Origin of the sequence: Streptomyces sp. NBC_01268 (genome assembly GCF_036240795.1) — a bacterium.
GTDB lineage: Bacteria > Actinomycetota > Actinomycetes > Streptomycetales > Streptomycetaceae > Streptomyces.
Genome location: NZ_CP108454.1, coordinates 926269 through 952302, shown reverse-complemented (window position 1 = coordinate 952302; position 26034 = coordinate 926269). Strand labels below are relative to the sequence as shown.

Here is a 26034-nt window from a genome sequence, read left to right as displayed (position 1 = left end):
CCCGGCGGGATCCGGGCGCCGTCCGTCGCGCCCCCAGCGCCGTCCGCGGGGCTCTGGCAGGGGGCTGTGAGACAGGCATGGTGTCGCCGCGCACCCTCGTGCCCGGAACTATGGTGTCCCACCACATACGCCCCTGACCTGCGCGTTCCTACGGTGTGGCGACACGCAACAGTCCCCGTCGCCCGCTCGGAAGTGGTGCACATGGCCGCCGCAACACACGCCCCCACGCCTCCCGGTTCCCTCAAGCGCATCGTCGCCGCCAGCCTCATCGGCACCACCATCGAGTGGTACGACAACTCATTCGACCAGGGCTAGGACCTGCGGCTTTGCCACTGGCGGGGCGTGCGAACCAGCACCGAACCAGCACGGGAGAATGAGGTGCTGGTTCGAGAACGGTGGCGCTGGGTGTGGGCGGTGTAGCGGGCGCCCCTGCTCCGGTGATCGGTGTGACTCAGAGTGGTCGACTTTCATGAAGTCGGCCGCTGAGTTGGGCGAGTGGGCACTGTTGGACGTCCAACGGTGGCCCCCGGGTCGGCTCGCCGCGCTGAGCGGCGTCGATCTCGCGCGTCAGGCCTTGGGGCCCCGCCACGGTCGTACGCCGTGACGACAGTGGGCCGCTCGGCCTCGGAGCGGCGGAATCGCCTCGGCAACGCCGCCAGCTAGCGGCCCTCCGTCGACGGCCCGGAGCTGTCCGGCGTCGACCTCGCCCGGGTCGCTCTGCACCAGGCCCGCGAGGCCGCCAGGAAGCGCGGTGAGAGGGAGACCCGCGCTCCGCGTCGCCGCCGGATTGGCGGCGGCGATGATCCGCGCGGTGATCAGGCGGAGCTGGGTGGCGTAGGTCGGGGGGCCCAGGCGCAGGTCGATCTGGCCGCTTGCCGGGTGGAAGGTGGCGGCGTGGACGTGGTCGGACAGCTGCGGGGCGATGGAGGCCGCACTGTCGGGCCAGCTGTCCAGGACGGTGGTGTCGGCGGCCGGGATGTCCCAGGCCCGGTCGGCCATCAGTCCTTGGAGGGCGGCGGCGAACCCGGCGGGCTCCCGGCCGTCGTGCTGCACGACCGGGAGCGTTGACCAGCCGCAGGGTCGTGTTCCGGGACGACTAACGAGGGCCCGAGCAACGTGGTCGAGGCGTCAGACACGACAGCGCCTTGGCACGTGTCGCCCTGGCCGAACTCCAGGGAGGCGCGGACTTTGAAGTCTTCCGAAGCCAAAGCTCCTCGGCGCGTCTGCTCTGGGCTATCTGGTCCGACCGGCACCAGAACTTGCTCGACGATGGAGCCGCCCCTTGACCCGGACCGGCCCAAGCCGTCGACACACTCCATGCCGAGGGAACAGACCGAATCTACTCGGCCAACATCAGCGGATCACAACGGCGGTTCGTCGTCTTCGTCACCGAAGACCTCACCCGCTGCGTCGCCTGCATGTAGTCAGTTGCCTCATTGTGTTAGGCCTTCTAAGCGGTGCGGCTGTACGCCAAACCCGCAGCCATCTGCTGATGGACCCTTCGGTCCCGAGCGACCCGGCCAGAAGGTCCCCTGCTTGCGGCTCCGGGGTCAGAGCGGAAGGGGTATAGCGGCAGCTAACGCCCGCTCCGAAGCATGGACTTGCCAAACATCCATAAACAATCTTGACGGGTTCGCGAGCGAGGCCCTTAGGTTGCCCACTTGCTGTGAACTGTGCATCACATAGGGGTGGGGATTGTGAGAACGAGGGGGGCGCCTTGGCGTGCCCGAAGTGTTGTCGCCGTTGCGTGGTCGGCGCTAGTGCTGGGGTCGGTGGCAGTTGCGCCGACGACGGCGCGGGCCGACGGGCAGGCCGTGGACGCGGCGGCGGTGTCGGACGAGGGACGCAGGGCTCTTGATCAGGCGCAGGAGTCGGGGCAGCGGGTCGAGGTGACGGGGGAGCGTTCGGAGCGGGCCACCGTGTTCGCCAACCCGGACGGTTTCACCTTCACGCTGGAGGAGTCGTCGATTCCGGTGCGCGTGGCGAAGCCGGGCGGAGGCTGGCAGGCTCCCGACGCGACGCTCGAGCGCAAGGTTGACGGCTCCATTGGCCCCAAGGCTGCGTCGGCCGAGATGACGTTCTCCGGAGGGGGTAAATCCAAGCCCCTGGTAGAACTGAGCCGCCAAGGGCGTTCCATGGAGCTGGACTGGCGGGGGACGCTTCCGGCGCCCGAGCTCGACGGGCCCAGTGCCCTCTACCCTGAAGTGCTCCCGGGCGTCGACCTGAAGGTGACGGCGACCGTTGAGAGCTTCCAGCACATCCTTGTGGTCAAGACTCCTGAGGCAGCGACGAACCCGGCGCTCAAGGAGCTGACCTTCGGGCTGAAGACGGATGGTGTGACGCTGCGCAAGGGTGCCGCCGGCAACCTTGCCGCGGTCGATGGGGACGGCAACACGGTCTTCAAGGCTCCGCCCGCACAGATGTGGGACTCGGCCGGCAAGGCGAAGGAACCCCAGCCGGTTGCCCAGCTCCAAACGCGCACGCTTGTGGCTGTGGAGAAGGCCGGACAGGAGGAGCCGTCCCCCGGTGACGTGTCCGGCGCGGCCGAGTCCGGCTCGGGCCTGGAGCCGGGACAGGGCGACAACGTCACCCGCATGGATGTGAAGGTGACGGACACCGCGCTGTCGGTGGTTCCGGACGCACAGATGCTGACCGGTACCGAGCCGGAGCACTTTCCGGTGTTCATCGACCCGACGGTGTCCTGGGGTGAGTCCACACGCACCATGCTGCGGTCCGACAACTACGCCTCCTACGGCTGGGACAACGGCACTGACAACCTCGGCGAAGGTGTGGGCAAGTGCGGTAGCTGGGGCGGCGAGTACTGCGGCCCAGGCTATGTGAAGCGGCTGTACTTCCAGTTCGCGCCCGACGGGCTGACGGGCAAGCGCGTACTGGACGCAACCTTCCGGGTGACCGAACCGTGGGCGTTCCAGTGCGATCCGCGCGTGGTCCAGCTGGTGCGCACCAACAACATCTCCACCTCCACCACCTGGGCCACGCGTCCGACGGAGCTGGACTGGTTGACCGAGCGGAACGTTTCGGCTGGACGCGGCTCCGCATGCGATCCGAACTCGACAACAGCACCGATCGAGTTCCACGATGACGCCAACCAGAGCTGGCAGAACCTGACCTCGACGGTGCGTGAGTTCGCCGCGGGAAAGTTCTCCCGGCTCACCCTTGAAATCCGTGCGAAGGATGAGAACGACGCGAGTGCCTGGAAGCGGTTCAGGAATGACGCAACCCTCGCCGTCACATACGTTGCCTACCCGGCCCTCGCGCAGGGGGTGGGCATCGTGACTGGCTCGGGAGCGGTGTGCAGCAAGGACCCGAACGCACCGACCACCATCGCCAGCCCCTACCCCACGTTGAACGCCACGCCTCGCGCGGCATGGGGAGCGGGACCGGGTGCGAAGCTCCGTGCTTGGTTCCGTGTCGAGACCAAGGGTACGGACAACACGTGGTCCGGTTCCGGCACAGCTCGCCCGTCGAGTCCCAACTTCGGGGTCGACAACGTCAAGGTCACGTTCACGTGGGAGAACAAGCTGGCTGACGGCGCCCTTCACCGATACGCGGCCCTCACCCAGGTCTTCTACGACAACGGGTCCCACTCGCAGTCGTCCCCGTACGGCAATTGGTGCTACTTCAAGGTCGATTCCCAGGGTCCCAAGAAGCCGACGATCACCTTCGACGGACCATACAAGGCATGCGCGCAAGCCACAGATTGCGCGGAAGCAGGTGCGCCAGGTGTCGAGGGCGGTTTCACATTCCTTCCGGCGAGCGGCGACGTCAACAAGCGGTATGAGTACTATCTGGCGCCCTCCACCTCCACTTCCACCCCCAGCACCTGGAACAAGCTCGCCGACGGGGTAGTGAAGGCGACCGTTGTGCCGCCGAAGGCCGGGCAGTACACGCTGTACGTGCGCGCCTACGACAGCGCCGGGCGCGACGGAGACATCGCGTCCGTCGATTTCAAGGTCGCGATGGGCGAGGGCCCGGTCGGCAACTGGCACTTCACGGAGGATTCCGGCGAGGCGGTGGACTCCGGTACAGGCAAGTCCAATATCACGCTGTTCGGCGTCGCATCCCGCGACGACCGGGGACGCCGAGGACTGATCGCCCATGACGCGAACGGTGTCAAGCTGAGCCAGCCAGTGCAGGACAAGGGACTTGTCCTCGACGGAACCAGCGGCTACGCCGCCACGACCGGGCCGGTTGTGCAGACGGCCGCCTCGTACACCGTCGCTGCATGGGTGCGTCTGGAGGATGACACTCGCAACTACACCGCCCTCAGCCAGGACCCGAGCCTGACTCCCGACTGGTACAGCGCCTTCTACCTCGGCTACCGCTCGGAATCGAAGACCTGGGAGCTGCGCACTTCGCCGAGGAACGCCACTGACGGAGACATCAGCACTCAGATCGTGAAGGCGAGGCAGCCCGCGACCCTCCATGTCTGGACGCACCTGGCCGCCACGTACAACGCCTCCTCCAAGGAGATCAGCCTCTACGTCAACGGCAAGAGCCAGGGCTCGTACACCGTTTCGGCAACGTGGGCCTCCACCGGACGGTTGCAGATCGGCCGCGCGTGGTGGCGTGGCGCGTACTACGACCAGTGGAAGGGATCGATCGATGAGGTCGCGGCCTGGCAACGTGCACTGACAGGCGACGAGATCGCCGACGAGGCCGCACTGGTGATGCCCGGTGGCTGGACGGGGGCAGAGCTGGTCGCCGACTGGTCTGCCACGGGGAGCTCCGCATCCACCGTCAAGGACGGTTCGCCGTATCGCCGGGATCTGGCGCTGGAAGACGGTGCCGCAGTCGAAGGGGATGAAATCGTCTTCGACGGTGTCAACGACGCGGCCACGACTACGGTTCAGGCTCCCGTGGTGGATGACAGTGGTTCATTCACGGTGTCGGCGCTGGTCGCCTTGCAGGAGGACCAGGCCGCCGCCAAGGACGACGGCTACATCGGCCAGGTGGTCGGTCAGCGGACCTCGGATGGTTCCGCCTGGGGCCTGTGGTTCGAAAAGGAATCCAAGACCACTGTCCTGGATCCGGTTCGGGGCGAGGTCGAGGTTCCCGTCGGCAGTTGGCACTTCGGCCGACTCGGTGCGGACGGGAAGACGTTCTCCTCCGTCAAGTCGGCCAGCGACACGATCAGTGGCGCGGTCCGGGTCACCGGCGTCTTCGACGCCCAAGAGCAAGAGATCACGCTCCGTGTCGCCGGTGGGCCGGTGAGCCAGCCGACGGAGTTCGTTGCTCAGGTCGGCTCGGGTGAGTTCGCTCTCGCCAAGGGGTTCACCGCGGGGGGCTGGAAGCACTACCTGCCGGTGAAGGTCGCCGGTGTACGTATGTGGGCCGGCGCGATCCACAACGAGAACCAGGTCAAGGAGCAGGTCGGCTACTGACCGTCTGCCAGGGTGGGCCCGCCGGCGCCATGTGTACGGCGCTGCCGGGTGCTGCCCCCTTTCTCGCGGCGCGTCGTCGGCTCGCCGCTGTTCAGGATTGTTGACGAGGGTGGGGAAGAGTCTCTGTGATATTCGGCAGAAGAACGACGACTACTTGGCGGGGCAGGGCCGGCTTCCGGCGCCGCCGCGCACTGGTGGTTCTGCCACTGGCGGCGGCGCTGTCGGTACCGATCGGCCTCACGCCGGTCGCCGCCGCAGACGGCGAGGGGGGACTGGGCCGTCCGGCCCTGCCTGCGCCGCGCGCGAGTAGGGTTGAGCCGGTCAACGACGTAGTTGCGCGGAAGGCCCGCGCGCAGGTCGCCAAGGAGTTGCGTGACAACGAGGCAGAAGCCGGCCGGGCCCGTATAGAGCGGCAGCGCGACGACTGGCCGAAGGCCGGTGCCGCCGACCTGACACTCGCCAAGGAGGCTGCGACCGCAACGCCCGGCGGTCTGCCGGTCGCCGTGACACCAGTGAAGGGCAAGGCCGGCGTCCCGACGGGAGCTGAGGCAACGGTCACCGTCCTTGACCAGACGATCGCCAGTCGGCTCGGCATCACAGGCGTCGTGCTGACGGCCGAGGCGCAGCAGGGCGGCAGTGCCGAGGTCAGCGTCGGCTACGACGCTTTCGCCTCGGCGATCGGCGGCGGCTGGTCCGGCCGTCTCCGCCTCGTCCAGCTTCCGGCCTGCGCGTTGACGACTCCGCAGAAGGCGGAGTGCCGGATCCAGAAGCCTCTCGCCTCGCGTAACGACACCAAGCGGCGCACGGTGTCGGCACCGGTGGTGATCGCCAAGGCTGACAGCGGAACCGCTACCCAGCTGGGCGCGGCCGGCTCGGACGCGACCGTGTTGGCGCTGACAGCCTCCGGAGCGGGCACCCAGTCCCCCAAGGGCACCGGCGACTACGGTGCGACACCGTTGTCCGCGTCCTCGTCCTGGGCAGCCGGTGGCAACTCCGGATCGTTCACCTGGTCGTACGGCCTCACACTGCCGCCAGTCGCAGCGGGACCGGTCCCGTCTTTGGGAATCTCCTACGACTCGGGCAGCATCGACGGCCGTACCGGCACCAGCAACAACCAAGGCACTTCGGTAGGTGAGGGCTTCGCCTTCACCGAGTCGTACATTGAGCGCTCGTACGCCAGTTGCGACGACGAGGGGCACGACGACGTCTTCGACCGGTGTTGGAAGTACGACAACGCCCGTCTCGTCCTGAACGGCAAGTCTTCCCGCCTGGTCAAGGTGTCTCAGGACACCTGGCGGCTCGAGAACGACGACGCCTCCCAGGTGACCCGCTCCACTGGGGCCGACAACACCGACGACGAAGGCGAGTACTGGACTGTCACCACCGGGGACGGCACCAAGTACGTCTTCGGAAAGGACAAGCTCGACGGCGCCACCACCGAACGCACCAACTCCGCGTGGGCCGCCCCGGTCTTCGGCGACAACGTCGGAGAGCCCGGCTACGACAAGGGCACGACGTTCGCGGCCCGCTCCTTGAACAAGGCATGGCGTTGGAACCTCGACTACGTCGAGGACACCCGCGGTAACGCGGCCACGTACTGGTACGCCAAGGAGAGCAACTACTACAAGAAGAACAAGGCCACGAAGGCCGACGCCGCCTACACCCGCGGTGGCTATCTGACGGAGATCAAGTACGGGCTGCGCAAGGACGCGCTGTTCAGCCCCGCCGGAGCGAAGGTCACACTCCGGTACACGGAGCGGTGCGACACCGACGGGGACCTTTGCCCCGCGCTCATCAAAGAAACTGCCGACATGTGGCCGGACGTGCCGTTCGACGCACTCTGTGACAAGGATTCCACCGACTGTTCCGCCACCTCACCTTCGTTCTTCAGCCGCAAGCGCTTGATCGGTATCGACACTGGCTCGCGGATCGGTTCCACCAACGGCTACGACCCGGTGGACTCCTGGGCGTTCGCCCAGGAGTACGTGGCGAACGGTGACCTCGCTGTCCCGTCGGACCAGACACTGACCCTGAAGTCCATCACAAGGACCGCGAACGCCGGGTCGGCGGCGCTGCCCATGAAGCCCGTGGCATTCACGTACACGAAGCTGCGCAACCGGGTGGACGGCAGCACGGACGACGTCCTGCCGTTGACCCGCCCGCGCATTTCCACCATCACCTCCGAGACAGGCGGCATCACCAAGGTGACGCTGTCCGCCGAGGAGTGCGTGCGTAGCCAGCTTCCGGCTGAGGACACGAACACCCGAAACTGCTACCCGCAGTACTGGCACATCAATGGTGCGCCGGATGCAAAGCTGGACTGGTTCCACAAATACCGCGTCCTGGGCGTGACGACCGCCGGCTTTGCGGGCAACGACGCCGTCGAGTACTCGTACGTCTACAGCGGCGCCGCTTGGCACTACAACGATGATCCCTTTACCCCGAAGGCCGAACGGACGTGGTCCGACTGGCGCGGCTACCGTGAAGTGACCTCGTACAAGGGGGCAGACAGCACAATCTTCCCCCGCTCCAAGACCGTCTCGCTGTACATGCAGGGCATGCACGGAGACAAGAACAAGGACGGTACGACCAAGTCCGCCTCCGTCGTGAAGCTCGCACAGCCACCGATCAACGTCCCCACCCTCGTGGACAGCGACCAGTACGCAGGCACCCTGCGCGAACAGGTCACGTACGACGGCTCGACCCCTCTCACGGCCACTGCCGGCAAGCCGTGGTCGAAGGAATCCGCGCGCCAGAAGAGCATCCCCGACGCCGACGACCACGTCGCCCGGTTCGTCCGGACAGAGCAAGCGACCACCTACACCTACCTCACAGCAGCCGGCACCTGGCGGTCCCGTGCCACTGCGACCCTGGGCTTCGACGCATACGGCATGCCGACCAAGGCCGTCGACTTGGGAGACGAGGCGAAGACCGGCGACGAGACCTGTACCGAAACTTGGTACGCCCGCAATGACAACGCAGGCCTCACCAACCTGGTATCCCGCGTCCGTCAGGTCAGCGGGGACTGCAACGTCCCCGAATCGGATCTGAAGCTCGCCAATGCGGACGGCACGCGGGGCAACGTCCTGTCGGACACCGCGATCTCGTACGACAACATCGGCTGGTCCGCGACGATGACACCGACTAATGGGCTGCCGACCTGGACCGGACGGGCATCCTCGTACCCCGCAGCCGGGAAGGTGAGCTGGGACGACCTCACCAGCACCGCATACGACACACTGGGACGTCCGACCTCCGTCACCGACGCCGGCGGGAACGCCACGACCACGACGTACACCCCCGCGGACATGCGCCCGTTGACCAGCACGAGGGTCACCAACGCCAAGAGCCACAACGTCAACACGTACTTCGACCCGAGGCGCGGCCTCCCGCTACGTACGTATGACGCGAACGGGAAGAAGACCGAGCTCGCGTACGACGCGCTGGGCCGCCTGACCGATGTCTGGCTGCCCAACCGCATCAGCAGCACCGAGACGGCCAACATCAAGTACGCCTACTCGCTCAGCGACACTACCCAGTCCTGGGTCAGGACCTCGACCCTGAAGGCTGACGGCACGACGTACAACGACAGCTACACGATTTACGACTCCCTGCTGCGCCCCCTTCAGACGCAGTCACCGACGCCACAGGGCGGCCGGCTGCTGACCGACACGCGCTACAACAGCCGAGGCCTCGCGTACGAGACCTACGCGGACGTCTTCAACACCAGCAGCGGCCCCACGGGCACGTATCAGCGAGCGGAGTACGGTGGGGCGCCCGTGCAGACGGAGACGCTCTTCGACGGTGCCGAGCGGGCCACGACGAGCACCCTGCGTGTCTTCGGCGTGCAGAAGTGGAGTACGAGCACCAGCTATACCGGTGACTCCACCGCCACGACGGCGTTGCAGGGAGGTTCGGCAAAGCGGACCATCGTCGACGCCCTGGGACGGACGGCGGAGACCCGTGAGTACGCGGGCCCCAACCCTGCCGACAGCCAGTACGGGGCAACGCTGGGGTCCTCTTACACGTCGACGACGTTCGATTACACGCTGGACGGTAAGCAGGCCCAGATCGTCGGCCCGGACAAGGCCGTATGGAGGTACACCTACGACCAGTTCGGCCGGCAGAAGACGGCGGTGGACCCGGACAAGGGCACGACGTCGACCGAGTACGACGTGCTGGACCGACCGAACAAGGTTACGACGGGCGGCAAGAGCGTGGTGACGGCGTACGACGTCCTCGGCCGTCCCACCGAAACCTGGGCGGGCACGGTGGCAGACGCCAACCTGCTGACCAGCCGCACGTACGACACGGTCTCCAAGGGGCTGGGGCTCCCCGCGAGCTCGACCCGCTACATCAAGGGCAAGACCGGCGACGCCTACACCAAGTCGGTCACCGCCTACGACGCCCTCTCACGTCCCACCAACACCCGGCTCACGCTGCCGATCACGGACACCTTGTACGCCCCCCTTACGAACGGCACGCTCGACTTCGAAACCCTCTACCGCATCGACGGCACAGTCAGCCGTACCTCTGAGCCGGCGATGGGCGGCCTTGCGAGCGAGCTCATCGGCTACACCTATGGCAGCCTGGGACAGCTCACCACGGTGAAGGGCGCCAGCGACTACCTCCAGAACGCCAACTACTCGGCGCTCGGCCAGGTCGAACAACTCACGCTCGGCCGTGGCGGCACCGGTGAGAAGAACCTCTACGTCAACAACCGCTACGAAACCGGCACCGGTCGTCTGCTCCGCAGTTTCGTCGTGGACCAGACCAACCCGTACATGCCTCAGGACCTCACCTACACCGCCGACCAGGCCGGCAACATCACCGCGATCGCCGACCCGGCCACCCTCGGAGGCAAGGGCAAGGCCGAGACCCAGTGCTTCACCTACGACGGCTACCGCCGCCTGACCGAAGCCTGGACCCCGGCATCCCAGAACTGCACCGACACCAAGGACGCCACCACACTGTCCGGACCGGCCCCCTACTGGACCTCGTACACCTACAACCAGGGCGGCCAGCGGCAGACCGAAACCCAGCACGCCGCCACGGGCGACACCACGACGACGTACTGCTACAACGCGGCCAACCAGCCTCATGCCCTGCGGTACACCACAGCCCGCACCGCGTGCGGCACCGCCGACCCGGCAAAGGACAAGGTCTACGACTACGACACCACCGGAAACACCACCAAGCGCCCGGGGAAAACGGCGCAGCAGGAACTGACCTGGTCGGACGAGGGACGGCTGGCCAAGCTCGTCGAGAACAGCACGTCCACGGACTACATCTACGACGCCGACGGGACCCTGCTCATCCGTAACACCACGGGTGGCGAGCGGATCCTGTACGCCGGGGCCACTGAGCTTCACCTCAGGGCGGACAAGAGTACTTGGGCACAGCGCACCTACACCGCCGGCAGCACCCCGATCGCCGTCCGCACGAACCAGACCGGCACCGTCCAGGTCCAGTTCCTCGCCGGCGACCACCACGGCACGCAGACCCTCGCCGTCACCTCCGACACGACTCAGACCGCCACCAAGCGCTACATGACGCCCTTCGGAGCCGAGCGTGGCGGAGCGATCGGCACGTGGCCGACGGACAGGGGCTTCCTGGACAAGACCGCTGACAAGACCACAGGCCTCACGCACATCGGTGCCCGCGAGTACGACCCGGTCATCGGCCAGTTCATCAGCGTGGACCCGGCTCTGGTCCTCGACCAGCACCAGTCGCTGAACGGCTACGCGTACGCAAACAACACCCCTGTGACCTCCAGCGACACCACGGGTCTGTGGATCGACGACGGGACAGGCCACAACGAGCCTGGCGGTGGCCCGGGCGGCGGTCAAAGCAGCACACCGGGTGTCCCCCCGGGCGGAACCGGAGCTGGAGGATGCTACTACGCCTGCAGCAGTAAGGGTGATGGAGATCCCACTAAGTCTGCTGGTAAGGGCACTAGCGGGGGAAGTAAGGGGCTCGGCGACCTTGATGACTCGAAGTCGTCGTGTGCGATTTACCCATTCGTTTCAGGAAAATGCTCGGCCCTTCCCGAATACTACGGCGATATAGAGTATCCGCTTGGCTATTCGACCGACCCTGCTTTCCTCTCCGCGGTGAATGAGCTTGGTCCGTATGACATAGCGGACATGTGGATGAACGGGATGGGGCAGTATATACCCGTGCTGGTTTTCGGTCCGCAGTCGAAGATGACTCGCATGATCGCCGGAAGTAGTCACAACAAGGCGTTCGAGAAGGAAATCGCTGAACTGGCTCGGCAGGGTAAGTTTAGTAATGTCGGACCGAAGTCGGGCTGGCACCCCGCCAACCGCCCCGGGAGCTGGAAGGATGCCCTCGGGCTGGTCACTAGATTCGGTAATCCAGATTTTGAGGTAGTCGTTGGCTCCTGGAGCGAAAGCTACCAAGTGGCCAAAATCAACAAGAGGGCTCGAACGGTGACCGTCAATTTTAAGGCGGCGAACAATACGGACTGGACCTCCTTCTGTCACGACCACGCATGCGGTGGTGGAAACGTGGCGAGTGGAACGGGTACTCGCGTGCGGCAGGAGTTCTACTGGACCAAGGTGTTCTCGTGGGATCAGTGGAGTGGTAGCGTGAGTTAGCCGGATCCTGCGGAGTGTGCAATGTGCGGCTTCGCAGTGTCCGAGCGCCCGGTTGTGCTTTTCGGGGCACGGTAGCCCCTTGGGGCTGCCGTGTCCCTTTTTCGGTGGTCGAGTTTAGTTGGATTCAATTGGAGGTCATTTCGTGGAGTCGGTGGGTCAACTCTTCATGGTTGCACTCTGGGGCATCCCTATTCTTTTGCTCATTTCTTCCATTTTCGTTATCTCGTGGTCGAATCGATGGCGCAAGAAGAGAATCGAAGAGATGGGTGATGGCATGGATCGGTAGCTGAAAGTTCGCGTGACTTTGTGATCGTTCGCTCGCTCTTTTCTTTGAGCTGTCGAAGTTCTCGTGTAGGGCTGTCCCGTCAATCAGAGGCAAGGTTTCTCTGGGTAAATCCATCCGTCGCCCTCATGGGCTGCGGTGCGAGTCTTTACATGAGATGACACTTCGAGAGGGTTGGATCGCGCTTGTTTCGATGGCGGGTGTCGAGATCTTGCTGGAGTCGCCCGCAAGTCTCCGCGAATAGTTGTGGGTAAGGGGATCTAGAGTGATGGGAATACCGTGTGCTCGTCCAGCCATGCCAGGAGCAGGCGGCCGTCGGCGAGTACGGCGTCGCTCTCCCACTGCCAAGCCCGTATGTGAGTGGGGCTGTGCTAGCGATGAGGAGGCTCGGAAGACCCCCGCAGGCGCGGGGACGACGCGATGTGTGTCGGCCACGGCCCCGCTCCACGCGGAAGACCCCCGCAGGCGCGGGGACGACGCGATGTGTGTCGGCCACGGCCCCGCTCCACGCGGAAGACCCCCGCAGGCGCGGGGACGACGTCTCCCAGGTCGGCCTTGGGATTGTGGGCGAGATCCTATTTATCGCCGACTCGGCCACTGCGCCATTCCGTCAGGAAGACTGCTCGTTCGGCGGAAAGTGTGTGGTCGATCCGGAAAATATCGCCTGATTCGCGGACGAGGTTCGGGGTGCCACCTTCTTGCGAGGGGGCACCCCTTCTTGGAAAGGATGAATCTATCGTGCCTGAAGAGATTTCGGATGGGCTCTATGTCCGCCAGCTGATTTGGGGCAAATTCCCGAACCATAGGGGGGCAATCCTGGCCCTGGAGCGCGATCATAGGGACCTGATGGGCGATCTTGACGCCGAGGTTGGCCCGTATTCCCTCGTTAGTCAAATCTTCGTGGAGGGGATCCTACTCCCAGCACTTGAGGTGCCTGAAGTGTTCACGCTGAGAGAGTCGGCCGATCTCATAGAAACACTTTTGTCGAGTGACCGGGCGGCCGTCCCGGAGATGGCCAGCATTCGGGTGACCGATTACCTTCTCGGGTTCCCTGAAACTTGGTTCAAGTTTCGCGAATTCGCAGGCCCCAACCTCGTGGAGGATGTTAAACAGATGTCCCGCTACTACACTTTCGACCCGTTTATTCCACTGGGAAGTGGCGATGAATAGTCGCTTCCCCGTCGACAGTACCTGATAAGAGGCCACCGAAAGGTCTTCGCGCTTGGCGTGGATGCCGATTTCGGGTAAGCGATTCGGTGTGCCGGGTACGGTCGGCAACCGGTATCGGATGGCCCGACCGGCGCTGCGCGGGCGCCTTTCTGTGGCCCGCGCTGTCGCTACGCTGCATGCCACCCACGTGTGGCTTGGGGAGATGCCGCATGACTTGCAAGGCGGCGTCCGTTGCTGGAGGACGGCCCTGATGGCCTATCCGAGTGCTGCTCGATCTTGTCGCGCAGTCTCGTTGCATGGCGAGAGAAGGGCAGCTCGCCGAACGGGTTGTCGTTGATGTCCCAGAAACGGTCCAGCATCTTCATGAACCGGCCGGCGTGCTGGACCAGGTCCGGGGGCTCCTATCTCTTTGGTCAAGCTGTTGCGGTGACCCCGGTGGTGGCGAAGCGTGCGTCAGCCAACCGCCGCTGTGTCGATGCCCGCGTATTCGTAGGTCCAGCTCGCAGAGGTGTCGGGGGCGAGAACTGCCAGGTAGACGTGTTTGGTCGCGGGGTTCCAGGGTCCTGATGTTCGACCGGGGCGAGCTCGGAAGCCTGCGGGCTCCGGCCCTGACGCCGATCCCCGGCATCGACGTCAGGACTTTCGAAAGAGGGTGGGCCTCCAGGAATTCCTCGATGCGTCCGGCCAGCAGCTTCCGCTGGCCAAGGACCGCGGTCAGCGATCCGACCAGGCTCGGGACGATCAGTGCCGCCGCCTCAGTGCCGGGAACGGTGACGGTCTGTTCGTCCCAGGCGGCGAATATCTCCTCGACGAGCCGCTCAGTCATCCTGGGGGCCTTCGGCCGTAACAGCGTGACCAGCCGCAGACAGCTGGCCTTGCGGATCTGAGCCGGTGAACCGAACCGCTCCAGCAGGGTGAGGGCAGCCGGGTGCTGGCCGGTGGATCTGCAGGCGTGGCTGAAGTGGATCGTCGAGACCCGTGGCTACAAGGAGTCGACGGCGATCAACCGATACGAGACTCTTTCCGGTGTCTTCGGCTTCGCTGTCGCCAACGAGTGCATAGCCAAGAACCCCTGCCAGCATGGTCCGTACGAGCAGGAGGAGGGCGAAGCCCAGGGCGAGGAAGCGGATCCAGCTTCCGACGCTTGAGGAGATCGAGGCGATCGAGCGGCATCTGCCCGGACCGTACAAGCTGCTGGTCTGGCTGATGGTCGGCTGCGGACTGCGTATCGGCGAGGCGACTGCTGTGACGTTGCAACAGATCGACTTCGAGGCCGGCACGCTCTTCGTGGACCGGCAGGTCACGCAGGATGGCGAGAACGAGAAACCGAAGACGCCCAGGCAGAGGGCTCGCACCAAGGGGCGTGGCCGGGCCCACCGCATCCGGCACCTGAAATGGCGTGACATGGACGAAGGCAGGGCTGTACCGCTGCCCGCCTACATCGCTGCCAAGGTGAGGGAGCATGTCAGGCTGCATGGGACCTTCCGGGTGGAGGAAGGGCTGAACCGGCTCGCGGGCGACTACCTGTTCTCCAACGTCGGGCGCACGAACATCCTCATGTACTCCCTCGTCGACCGGCTCTGGCGCCGCGCCAAGGCCAGCGCCGGCATCACGAGGTAGATCACACCGCACTGGCTGCGGCACTTCTTCGCCTCCGCCGGCCTGTCGAAGGGCGTGCCGGTATCGGACGTGGCCGAATGGCTGGGGCACCGTGATCCGCGGATCACCCTGGAGACGTACGCGCACGTCATGCCGGACGCGCCGGAGCGGCTGCGGAGCCTCATGGACGCCGTCTTCACCCGCGAGACCGAACTGACGCTGCCCCTGGAGTTCGACGCGCTCGTCACGGCCGCGTGAGACCTCGCGTCGAGGCACGCCTGACTGGCTTCGGACCCCGTCCGATCCCTGCCTGAATGTCCCGGTTCAACGCTCCGTAGTCAGCACCGAACCAGCACGGGACAGGTTCCCAGGGGTGCTGACATGGGCTTTCGGGTCAGCACCGAACCAGCACGGGATCCAGAACCCCGCCCCCAAACCGGGGCGCAGCACGCAAAGCTGACAGGCCTCTCCGGGCCTCGTCGAGCGCCGTCCGGTGGAGCTCGGCGAGGCGCGGAGAGGTGGGCATGGTGCCCCCGCGCACCCCGGGCCCCGGAACTATGGTGTCCCACCACATACGCCCCTGACCTGCGCATTCCTACGGTGTGGCGACACGTAACAGTCCCCCTCGCCCGCTCGGAAGTGGTGCACATGGCCGCCGCAACACACGCCCCCACGCCTCCCGGTTCCCTCAAGCGCATCGTCGCCGCCAGCCTCATCGGCACCACCATCGAGTGGTACGACTTCTTCCTCTACGGGTCGGCCGCGGCGCTGGTGTTCAACAAGTTGTTCTTCCCCGAGTCCGATCCGCTGGTCGGGACCCTGCTGTCCTTCCTCACCTACGCCGTCGGGTTCGCGGCGCGGCCGTTGGGTGCGCTCGTGTTCGGGCACTACGGGGACCGGCTCGGGCGGAAGAAGCTGCTGGTGCTCAGCCTGCTGCTGATGGGCGGGGCGACGTTCGCGATCGGGCTGCTGCCGACGCACGCGACCGTCGGGTCCGCCGCGCCGCTGCTGCTCACCGCGCTGCGGCTGGTGCAGGGGTTCGCGCTCGGCGGTGAGTGGGGCGGGGCCGTGCTGCTCGTGTCCGAGCACGGGGACGCGCGGCGGCGTGGGTTCTGGGCCTCGTGGCCGCAGACCGGGGCGCCGGCCGGGCAGTTGCTCGCCACCGGTGTGCTCTCCGCGCTCACCGCGCTGCTGTCCGACTCCGCGTTCCTGTCCTGGGGCTGGCGGATCCCGTTCCTGCTCTCCGGCGTGCTCGTGATCGTAGGGCTCTGGATCCGCCTGTCGGTCGACGAGTCGCCCGTCTTCAAGGCCGCACTCGCCGCCGCCGAGCAGCGCAAGGCGGACGCCGCGGGCCAGACCGAGAAGATGCCGCTGGTCGCCGTCCTCAAGCACCACTGGCGCGACGTGCTCATCGCCATGGGCGCCCGTATGGCCGAGAACATCAGCTACTACGTCATCACCGCCTTCATCCTCGTCTACGCCACCACCCAGGTCGGGCTCTCCAAGCAGACCGCCCTCAACGCCGTCCTCATCGGATCCGCCGTCCACTTCGCCGTCATCCCGCTCTGGGGGGCCTTGTCCGATCGCGTCGGCCGGCGGCCTGTCTACCTGGTCGGCGCCGTGGGCGTCGGGCTGTGGATGTTCCCGTTCTTCTCCCTGATCGACCAGGGGTCCTTCGGAAGCCTCCTGCTCGCCGTGACCGTGGGCCTCGTCCTGCACGGCGCCATGTACGCCCCCCAGGCCGCCTTCTTCTCCGAGATGTTCGCGACCCGCATGCGCTACTCCGGGGCCTCCATCGGCGCCCAGTTCTCCTCCGTCGCCGCCGGGGCCCCCGCCCCCCTCATCGCCACCGCGCTGCTCGCCGACTACGACAGCTCCACCCCGATCGCCCTCTACGTGATCGCCGCCGCCCTCCTCACCGTCGTCGCCCTCGGCTGCGCCCGTGAGACCCGGCACCGGGACCTCGCCGGGATCGCCGAGGACGGCGTGGACGCGGCGGGTGCGGCGGGTGCAGGAGGTGCCGCGGGTGCTCAGGGGGTTTCCGCCGGCGGGTCCGTCCGTGGTGCCGACGCCTGAGCCTCGCATGGCTCGTGAGCGGCCCACGAGTGGTTCCTGAACGGGCGATGGCCCCCCTCCGGAAGGAGGGGGGCCATCGCCCGTTCGGCCGGTGTCGTCTCAGGCGGGCGTCATTCCTTGCCCACGCACGTCACCTTGTCCCGTGGCGTGTAGTGCGTCGAGAACGTCTGGCGCTTCACCTCGGCCCCGCCGTTCTTGAAGACCCGGTCGACCTTGATGTCGAAGCCCTCCAGCGGTTCCTGGATCTCGCACTTCGGGCTCGGGTCCTTGCGCTCGGCCGGCGGCTTGATGTTCGTGCGCGGGCCCGCGACCGCCTCCACCGAGTCGTACTTCTTCGTGCCGAGGAAGCTGATCGTGACCGACGAGTCCGTCGAGCTCGCCTTGATGTAGATCGGCTTGCCCGAGTCGTTGCGGAACTTCAGGTCCAGCGTGCCCCACGCCACCGTCGCCTCGCGGCCGGCCGGGTAGCGCTCGATGTAGAAGGAGTGCGCGCCGTGCTCGACCGGCTGGACGCCGGCGAAGAACAGGGCGTTGTACATCGTGGTCGCCACCGCTGAGACACCGCCGCCCGGTGCCTTCTGGTACTGGCCGTCCATGATCATCGTGCCGTCCACGAAGCCGTTGGCCTTCGTGCGTTCGCCGACCGTCTGGTTGAAGCTCCACACCGCGCCCGGCTTCACCAGCGAGCCGTTGATCAGCTCGACGGCCCGGCCGATGTTCGTCGTCCGGTAGGGAGCGGTCGGGAAGTTCACCGTGAACGTCGACATCTGCTCCTTGATGCCCAGTGCGGCCAGGGACTTCGACGACAGTTCGGGTTCGGTCACCGTCGTCGGCACCGGAGCCGTACGGGCCGCCTGCCCCTCCTTGGTGAGCAGCGGCTCCACCGCCTGCTGGAAGGCGGCCGGCGACACCTCGCGGCCCGGGCGGCCGTCCCGCTCGACGACGACCTTGCCGTCCTGCACGCCGAGCCGGGCCTCGACCGGGGCGCCGGTGAAGGAGTCCAGCGGGCCGGAGACGTCCGGGTCGCGCAGCAGGGAGGCGGTGTCGAGGGACGAGTTCAGGCGCCCGTCGGCCGCCGTCACGCTCAGGTGGTCGCCGAGTGTGGCCGCGGAGATCGCGAGCCGCTTGTCGCCCGAGGTCAGGGTCACCGGGCCGGACATGGCCGGGGAGGCGAAGTCCTTCATGAAGCGGGAGACCTCGGCCGCCTGCACCTTCGGCTGCGTCACGGAGACCGGCAGCGTCACGGGGGCCGAACCGCCGGCCGCGGGGTAGGCGCCGCGCAGGGCGTCGACCGCCGCCGCCGCGTCGAGCGCGCGCCCGTCGCGTGGCTGGGTGGGGACCGCCTTGCCGTCCTTGAACGCCACGGCGCCCTCGCGGACCGTACGGTCGTGCTCCTTGGCGGTGGCGTCGACCGCGGCGCGCGCCTTGGCGGCGTCGAACGCGACGACCGGCTCTATCTCCCGTTCGCCCGAGGAGAAGAGGCGGCCGATCACGGTGACCGGGTCGCGTGACGGGTCCGCCGCCTTGTCGGCGGTGGCCGCCACGTCGACGGTGAGTCCGGCGGCGGCCGGGTCGACGGTCGCGTCCGTGTCGCCGATACGGACCTTCAGCGGGTCCTTCCAGGCGGCGGGGGCGGCGGACGTCAGCCGGGCCGCGGCCTCGGCGCGGCTCAGCCCGCCGATGTCCACCCCGTCGACGCGGGTGCCCGCGGATATGTCGTCCCCGGCGGCGACGAGGCCCGCCACGTACAGCCCTCCGGCGACGGCCGCGACCGCGCCGGTCGCGAGCGCCGCCTTGCGTATGTGACCGCGGCGCCCAGCGGGGGCCGCGGTGGGGTGGTCGGTCGTGGAGCGGCGCACACACCCTCCCGGTGCGTAAGGAGTCAGGGGTATCGGTACACCGTACGCGGAATCGGGCTTATCGGACTATGAGGATCATCTCACCCGGGTCTGTCGGATCCCCGGGTCTGTCGGATCCCCGGGCCCGCCGGATCCCCGGGCCCGCCGGATCCCCGGGCCCGCCGGATCCCCGGGCCCACCGGACCCCCGGGCCCACCGGACCCCCGGGTCCGCAGGACCTCGGATCCCCGAGTCCGCCGGAAGCCCGAGCCCGTCGCGCGCCCCCGAGACCGCCCGCCTACCCCCATGCCCGCCCCCGTACCCATCCCCACCCCCCCCGGTACCCGCCCCCGCACCCCCTCCCCGCCAGGCCCTAGGCTGGGATCCCGTGCCCCCGTCCCCGCCCGGACCCCAGTCCGTCGACCGTGCCCTCGTACTCCTCGACGCCGTCGCCGACGCCGACCGGCCCGTCAGTGCGAAGGCGCTCGCCCGCACGCTGGGGTGTGCCCTGTCGACCGTCTACCACCTGACCGGTCCGCTGATCGCCCGCGGCCACCTCGTCCGCACCCCCGAGGGGTACGCGCCCGGGCCCCGCGTGCCCGCGCTGCACCGGGCCTACCAGCGCCATCACGGGCTCGGCGGCGGCGAGGTCGGCATCGGTGAGCTGCTCGGGCTGCTGCGCCGCAGCTCCGGGGCCGAGGCCTACTTCACCGCCTACCGGGACGGACGGATCACCGTCGTCGACACGACCGCGCCGGTCACCGACACCGCACACCCCTTCGTGCCCGGCGCCGAAGCCCGCGCGCACGCCACCGCCCACGGCAAGGCGCTGCTCGCCGAGCTGCCCGCCGCGCAGCGCCGGCGGTATCTGGCCGCCCACGGCATGGCCCGGTACACCGAGCGCACCATCACCAGCCCCGAGCGTTTCGAGGCGGAGCTCGCCCGGGTGCGCGAGCGCGGCTTCGCCGTCTCCGTGGGGGAGGCGGACCCCGCGTACACCTGCCTGGCCACCGTGCTGCCGGCCGCCCGTCGCGACGGGGTCGTGCACGCCGTCTCGGTCTCCCTGCCCACCGACGGGTTCCGGCAGCGGCACGGTGCCGTGCGCGCGGCCCTCGCCCGCGCCGTCCCGCTCTTCACCGCGGCGCTGCCCGCCACCCCGTAGCCGGCTCCCCGGCACCCGCCGATTCCGACCCTGCCGGAATCCCGGCCGCCCCGGCTGGCCGCGCGCCCGGCGGCGGCGCACCGTGGAGGCATGATCTTCATCGCCGTACGGTTCACCGCCCGCCCCGAATGCGCCGACACCTGGCTCGACCTCGTCGCCGACTTCACCCGCGCCACCCGCGAGGAGCCCGGGAACCTCTTCTTCGACTGGTCGCGCAGCGTCGACGACCCGCACCAGTACGTCCTCCTGGAGGCCTTCGCCGACGCCGAGGCGGGCGCCGCCCACGTCGCGTCCGCCCACTTCAAGGCCGGCCTGGAGACGATGGCCGGAGCCATCGCGTCCACCCCCGAGATCATCAACGTCGAGGTGCCGCAGCAGGGCTGGGGCGCCATGGGCGAGCTCGCCCGCTGACACGCTCCGGTCTCCCGGGCGCCGCGAGATGCACGGCCCCGCCGTACCCGGGAGACTGGACGTACTCGGGCTCCTGCGGGCCACCTGGCAAGGGGGCGGTCGACGATGGCGCTGCGACAGCTGACCGGGCCACTGCGCTGGTGGACCCTCGTGTACGTGCTGTTCGTGGCCGCCCTGACCGTCGCCTACCTGGAGGTGCCGTCCCGGCACACCGTGCTGTGGGCGCTCATCGGCCTCAGCGGGGTCGCCGCCATCCTCACGGGCGTCAGGCTGCACCGCCCGGCCCGCCGCTGGCCCTGGCTCGTGCTGGCCGCCGCCAACTTCACCTTCGTCGCGGGCGACACCGCGTACAACGTGCTGGAGGCGTTCTTCCACCAGAACCGGCCCTTCCCCTCCGTCGCGGACGCCTTCTACCTCGCCACCTATCCGCTCTTCGCCCTCGGCCTGTACGGCTTCATCCGCCACCGGGCCGCCGGACGGGACCTCGCGGTGGCGCTCGACGCGCTCATCCTCACCTCCGGGCTCGCCCTGCTCTCCTGGGTCAACCTGATCACCCCGCTCGCCACGTCCCCCGACATGACGTGGGTCGAGCGCGCGATCTCCATCGCCTACCCCCTGGGCGACGTGCTGATGCTCGCCATGCTCGCCCGGCTCCTCGTACCCGGCGGACTGCGCTCCCGCGCCGTCCAGCTCCTCACCCTCGGCACCTGCGGCATCCTCTTCTCCGACGTCGTCTACGGCATGCAGCAGATGGAGGGCACCTGGCAGGTCGGCACCCCCTGGGACCTCGGCTGGGTGGTCTTCTTCACCGCATGGGGCCTCGCCGCCCTGCACCCCTCGATGACCGGCCTGACCGAGCCCGCTCCCGCACCGGCCCCGGGGATCGCCGAACGGCGGCTCCTGCTGCTGGCGGCCGCCTCCCTCATCGCGCCCGCCCTGCTGCTCTTCCAGTCGCTGCGCCGGGACCCCGACCGGGACGTCGGTGTCATCGCGATCTTCTCCGCGATCATGTTCCTGCTGGTCCTGGTACGGCTCTGGGGCATGATGACCGACCACCGCAAGGCCGAGGCCCGCGAGCGCAGCCTGCGCGTCGCCGCCGCCTCCCTGGTCGCCGCCCTGAGCCCCCGCGAGGTCGCCGCGGCCGTCGAGACCGCGGCCGCCACCCTCTTCGGCGCCGGCACGCCGCACCGGACGATCCTGCTCGCCCGCGACCGGCGCGGCCGGCTCACCGCCGTGCCCACCGCCGGCCACCCGTGGAACATCCAGATCGCGGAGATCACCGGCCCCGGCTCCCGGAGCGTCTCCTGGACCGAGCTCCTCGGCGACGGCAGGCGGCTGCTCCCCGTCGACCGCCTCGACCCGGCCCTCGCCGCCGCGGCCGAGCCCGAGAGCCATGTGCTGGTCTGCCCGCTCGCCCTCCAGGCCCCGGCCGCCGGCGAGTCGTTGCTCGGCGCGCTCCTGTTCGCCGGCACGGACAAGAAGCTGTTCGAGATCTCCGGCCCCGCCCAGTCCCTCGCCTCCCAGGCGGCGCTCGCCCTGGAGCGGTTCGGACTCAGCGAGGAGGTCAGCCGCCGCACCAGCGAGGCCTACTTCCGCACCCTGGTGCACAACACCTCGGACGTCATCCTCATCGTCGACGACGACGACACCGTCCGGTACGCCAGCCCCTCCGCCGAGTCGATGTTCGGCCACTCCCTGCTGCCCGGCACCCCCCTCACCGAACTCCTCGCCCCCGGCGACGCGCAGAGCGCCCTGCGGATCCTCGCCGACGTCCGCGCGCGCGGCGACATCGACGCCCGCGACGACTGGAAGCTGCTGCACGGCGGCGCCGCCGACCTGGAGGTCGAGGTCCGCTGCAGCAACCTGCGCAACGAGGCCACCGTCCACGGCCTGGTCCTGACCCTCCGGGACGTCACCGAGCAGCGCAAACTGGAGCGCGAGCTCACCCACCGCGCCTTCCACGACTCGCTCACCGGCCTGCCCAACCGGGTGCTGCTCCTGGAACGCATCGAGCGCGCCCTGCTGCGCGGCCGCCGCGAAGCCACCCTGACCTGCATGCTCTTCGTCGACCTCGACGACTTCAAGGTCGTCAACGACACCATGGGGCACTCCGTCGGCGACGAACTCCTCGTCGCCGTCGCCCGCCGCCTCACCTCCGTGCTCCGGCTCACCGACACCGCGGCCCGGCTCGGCGGCGACGAGTTCGGCGTCCTCATCGAGGGCGCCCGCGAACCCGGCGACGCCGAGGCCCTCGCCGCCGAGATCGTGCACACCCTCAGCCAGCCCTTCCGCCTCACCGACGGCGCCGTCTCCGTCTCCACCAGCGTGGGCGTCGCCACCGTCCTCGACAGCGCCCACGCCGAGGAGCTCCTCGGCCACGCCGACCTCGCCCTGTACGCCGCCAAGGCCGCCGGCAAGAAGCGCTGGCGCCGCTTCCGGCCCGAGCTGCACTCCCGGCTGGTCGCCCGGCACGAGCTCCAGGCCGGCATGGACACCGCCATCGCCGACCACGCCTTCGCCCTGCGCTACCAGCCCATCGTCGAGGTCGACGACGGCGCCCTGGCCGGCTTCGAGGCCCTCATCCGCTGGCCGCACGCCCGCCGGGGGATGGTCCCGCCGGACCAGTTCATCACCCTGGCCGAGGAGAGCGGGCACATCATGCCGCTCGGCGCCTGGGTCCTCGACCACGCGGCCCGGGACATCTCCCGCTGGCAGCGCTCCCGCCCCCGTACCCCGCCGCTGCGCGCCAACGTCAACGTCTCCGCCCGCCAGTTCCGCGACCCCGGGCTGCTCGACGTGGTCCGGCACACCCTGCGTGCCACCGGCCTCGCCGCCGACTCCCTCGTCCTGGAGCTGACCGAGAGCGTGCTGATGCGCAGGGACGAGCAGATCGGCACGACCATGCGGGCGCTGAAGGACCTCGGCGTCTCCATCGCCATCGACGACTTCGGCACCGGCTTCTCCTCGCTCAGCTATCTCCGCGAGTTCCCCATCGACGTCCTGAAGGTCGACAAGTCGTTCATCGACGACATCACCTCCGACCGGCAGCAGGTCGCGCTCGTCGAGGGCATCGTCCGCATCGCCGACGTCCTCGGGCTCCAGGTCGTCGCCGAGGGCATCGAGAACGAGGAGCAGCGGGCCCTCCTCGCCGACATGGGCTGCCGCTACGGACAGGGCTTCCTCTTCGCCCGGCCGATGACCGCCCACCAGGCCGAGACCTTCCTGCGCCGCGCCCCCGAGCCGGCCAAGCACGCCGTGCGGGGCCGGGCCGCGGGCCCGGGCCGTCCCGCCACCCCGCCGCCCCCGTCCGAGGCAGCCCGCACCCCCGACCGTCCGCCCGCCCGCGCCCCCACCGCGTCCGCGGCCGCCTCCGCGCCCGGTTCCGGATCAGGTCGCGGAGCCGGAACGAGAGCCAGAACCGGATCCCCCTCCGCCCGCCCCGACGCCCGCTGGCACGACCTGGAACGGCTCAAGCGGACCAGTCCGATGTGCGACGCCGTCATCGACGAGATCGACGGGCGCAGGCTCCGCGTCGGCGACCACTGGCTGATCGACTTCGCCTCCTGCAACTACCTCGGCTTCGACCTCGACCCCGAGATCATGGCCGCCATCGAACCCCAGGTCCGTGCCTGGGGCACCCACCCCAGCTGGTCCCGGCTGATCGGCAGCCCCCGCCTCTACCCCCGCATCGAGGAACGGCTCACCGACCTGCTCGGCGCCCCGGACACCCTGCTGCTGCCCACCATCACCCTCATCCACCAGTCGGTCATCCCGCTGCTCGCCGCCGGCGGCCGGATCTACGTCGAGGCCCAGGCCCACCGGACGATCTACGACGCCTGCGTCATCGCCCGCGGCCAAGGTGCCGAGGTGCACCGCTTCCACGCCGACCGGCCGTGGGAGCTCGACACGATGCTGCGGGAGGCGCCCGGCGGAGGCCCCCGGCTGGTGTGCATGGACGGCGTCAACAGCATGACCGGCAACTACCCCGACCTGCCCGGACTCGCCCGGATCTGCCGGGCCAACGGCGCCCTGCTGTACGTCGACGACGCCCACGGCTTCGGGGTCATCGGCGAACGCACCCCGGGCGAGACCAGCCCGTACGGATCGCGCGGCAACGGCATCGTCCGCCACCTCGGCGAGAGCTACGACGGCATCGTCCTGGTCGGCGGATTCTCCAAGGCCTACTCCTCCCTGCTCGCCTTCCTCGCCGTGCCCCGGCGCCTCAAGGACCACCTCAAGGTGGCCGCCGCCCCCTACCTGTACTCCGGCCCCTCACCGACCGCCTCGCTCGCCACCGCCCTCGCCGGACTCCACGTCAACGACGAACGCGGCGACGCGCTCCGCGCCGACCTGCACCGCAGGACCGCCCGCGTCCTGCACCACGTGCGCGGCCTGGGCATCGACACCCCCAACACCGACGGCCTGCCCATCATCGAGATCCCCCTCGCCGAAGCGGACGACCTCGCGGCCGTCGCCGCCTTCCTGTGGGAGCGCGGCATCTACGTCACCCTGGCCAGTTACCCGCTGGTGCCGCGCGACCGGGTCGGCTTCCGCGTCCAGATCACCGCCGCCAACACCGACGAGGAGATCGACCAGCTCGACGACGCGCTCACCGCCCTCGCGCGGCGCTTCCCGCTCCAGCACAGTGTGCCCGCCCGTCCCGGCGCGGTCCCGGCCGGACAGTCCCCGGAGCCGTGATGTCCACGGCCCGCCGCCCCGCCCTCGGGCGGGACACGCCCCGCCGGAACCGCGACGCGGACTGGGACGCCTGGCCGGTCGACGCCTACCTGGCCGAGAACTACCGCCGGCTGCACCCCTGCGACATCGGCGTCATCCACCACCACTCCACCTTCTACCGCGGGTTCGCCCCCCGCGGCACCGCCCGCTCCCTCGAACTCGGCGCGGGCCCCAACCTCTACCCGCTGATGCTCGCCGCCGGCGCCGTCCGCCGCATCGACGCGCTCGAACCCTCCTCCGCCGGCCGCGCCTACCTCCGCGGGCAGCTGACACACGGCCCGGACCCAGGCTGGACGCCCTTCTACGACCTGTGCCGGACCCTGAACCCCACCCTGCCCGCCACCTTGCCGGAGGCCCTCGCCCGGGTCCGGGTCGTCGCCGGGTACGCGGGGGACCTCGCCGACGGCGCCTACGGCAGCGCCTCCATGAACTTCGTCGCCGAGAGCGTCACCGAGGACTTCGACGAGTTCACGGCCCTCTGCGAGGCCTTCGTCCGCGCGGTGCGCCCCGGCGGGCGACTCGTCGCCTCCTTCATGGAGCGCATGCCCAGCTACCGCATCGGCGACGGCCCGGTGTGGCCCGCCTGCCCGGTCGACGAGACCGCCCTGCGCGCCGTGTTCGCCCCGCTCACCACCGCGCTGACCATCTCCCGGCTGGCCAAGGACCGCACCCTGCCCGAGTACGGGGACACCGGCGTCCTCCTCCTCACCGCCGTGCGGCCCGAGTCCTGAGC

At 68.6% G+C, this 26034-nt stretch carries 11 protein-coding genes and 2 pseudogenes; 10 read left to right on the top strand and 3 right to left on the bottom strand.

From position 1 onward, the window contains the following. Positions 1-567: 567 nt before the first annotated feature. On the bottom strand, positions 568-1053 hold the full coding sequence (locus tag OG309_RS03975) for a hypothetical protein (RefSeq protein ID WP_329418311.1): 486 nt from the start codon (positions 1051-1053) through the stop codon (positions 568-570). 719 nt (positions 1054-1772) lie between these two features. Here OG309_RS03975 and OG309_RS03970 point away from each other — a divergent pair. The 3 genes from OG309_RS03970 (at position 1773) to OG309_RS03960 (ending at position 13478) form a co-directional block, all read left to right on the top strand. Then, the gene (locus OG309_RS03970; protein WP_329418310.1) at positions 1773-5405 is read left to right on the top strand and encodes a LamG-like jellyroll fold domain-containing protein; all 3633 of its coding nucleotides are present in this window, start codon (positions 1773-1775) and stop codon (positions 5403-5405) included. A gap of 194 nt (positions 5406-5599) precedes the next feature. Next, a complete protein-coding gene (locus OG309_RS03965; protein ID WP_329418309.1) occupies positions 5600-12025 on the top strand; it encodes an RHS repeat-associated core domain-containing protein in 6426 nt (2141 codons plus the stop codon). A gap of 1021 nt (positions 12026-13046) precedes the next feature. Next, complete coding sequence (locus tag OG309_RS03960; protein WP_329418308.1) at positions 13047-13478, top strand: hypothetical protein; 432 nt, start codon at positions 13047-13049, stop codon at positions 13476-13478. A 598-nt stretch (positions 13479-14076) separates the two neighbouring features. Here the strand turns inward: OG309_RS03960 and OG309_RS03955 are convergent. Beyond that, positions 14077-14409: pseudogene (locus tag OG309_RS03955) on the bottom strand (IS110 family transposase); the annotation flags it as partial. Positions 14410-14416: 7 nt separating this feature from the next. On the opposite strand from OG309_RS03955, the gene OG309_RS03950 reads away from it, so the two are divergent. The 3 genes and pseudogenes from OG309_RS03950 (at position 14417) to OG309_RS03940 (ending at position 17153) form a co-directional block, all read left to right on the top strand. Continuing rightward, positions 14417-14626, top strand: coding sequence for a hypothetical protein (locus OG309_RS03950; protein WP_329418307.1), 210 nt, complete (start codon positions 14417-14419; stop codon positions 14624-14626). Next, positions 14559-15335 (top strand): annotated as a pseudogene (locus OG309_RS03945) (tyrosine-type recombinase/integrase). Before OG309_RS03950 ends, OG309_RS03945 begins: the two are co-directional and overlap by 68 nt. A gap of 390 nt (positions 15336-15725) precedes the next feature. Further along, positions 15726-17153, top strand: coding sequence for an MFS transporter (locus OG309_RS03940; RefSeq protein WP_329418306.1), 1428 nt, complete (start codon positions 15726-15728; stop codon positions 17151-17153). A gap of 110 nt (positions 17154-17263) precedes the next feature. Here the strand turns inward: OG309_RS03940 and OG309_RS03935 are convergent, their stop codons facing one another. Next, complete coding sequence (locus OG309_RS03935) at positions 17264-19012, bottom strand: VanW family protein (RefSeq protein WP_329418305.1); 1749 nt, start codon at positions 19010-19012, stop codon at positions 17264-17266. Positions 19013-19379: 367 nt separating this feature from the next. On the opposite strand from OG309_RS03935, the gene OG309_RS03930 reads away from it, so the two are divergent. The 4 genes from OG309_RS03930 to OG309_RS03915 all read left to right on the top strand — a co-directional run bounded on the left by OG309_RS03930 (position 19380) and on the right by OG309_RS03915 (position 26032). Beyond that, positions 19380-20153 (top strand): IclR family transcriptional regulator, encoded by a 774-nt coding sequence (locus OG309_RS03930; protein ID WP_329418304.1) that lies wholly within the window; start codon positions 19380-19382, stop codon positions 20151-20153. Positions 20154-20243: 90 nt separating this feature from the next. Beyond that, entirely contained in the window at positions 20244-20564 is a 321-nt protein-coding gene (locus tag OG309_RS03925; protein ID WP_329418303.1) for a putative quinol monooxygenase, read from the top strand. Between the two features lie 105 nt (positions 20565-20669). Next, positions 20670-25262 carry an aminotransferase class I/II-fold pyridoxal phosphate-dependent enzyme gene (locus OG309_RS03920; protein WP_329418302.1) on the top strand — a complete coding sequence of 1531 codons (4593 nt, stop codon included), beginning with the start codon at positions 20670-20672 and terminating at the stop codon, positions 25260-25262. Continuing rightward, entirely contained in the window at positions 25262-26032 is a 771-nt protein-coding gene (locus OG309_RS03915) for a class I SAM-dependent methyltransferase (RefSeq protein ID WP_329418301.1), read from the top strand. Before OG309_RS03920 ends, OG309_RS03915 begins: the two co-directional genes overlap by 1 nt. Positions 26033-26034 lie beyond the last annotated feature (2 nt).

Excerpts from the sequence above, each read along its gene's own strand:
- OG309_RS03940 (WP_329418306.1), top strand. The coding sequence starts at position 15,726 with ATGGCCGCCGCAACACACGCCCCCACGCCTCCCGGTTCCCTCAAGCGC.
- OG309_RS03925 (WP_329418303.1), top strand. The coding sequence starts at position 20,244 with ATGATCTTCATCGCCGTACGGTTCACCGCCCGCCCCGAATGCGCCGAC.
- OG309_RS03920 (WP_329418302.1), top strand. The coding sequence starts at position 20,670 with ATGGCGCTGCGACAGCTGACCGGGCCACTGCGCTGGTGGACCCTCGTG.
- OG309_RS03915 (WP_329418301.1), top strand. The coding sequence starts at position 25,262 with ATGTCCACGGCCCGCCGCCCCGCCCTCGGGCGGGACACGCCCCGCCGG.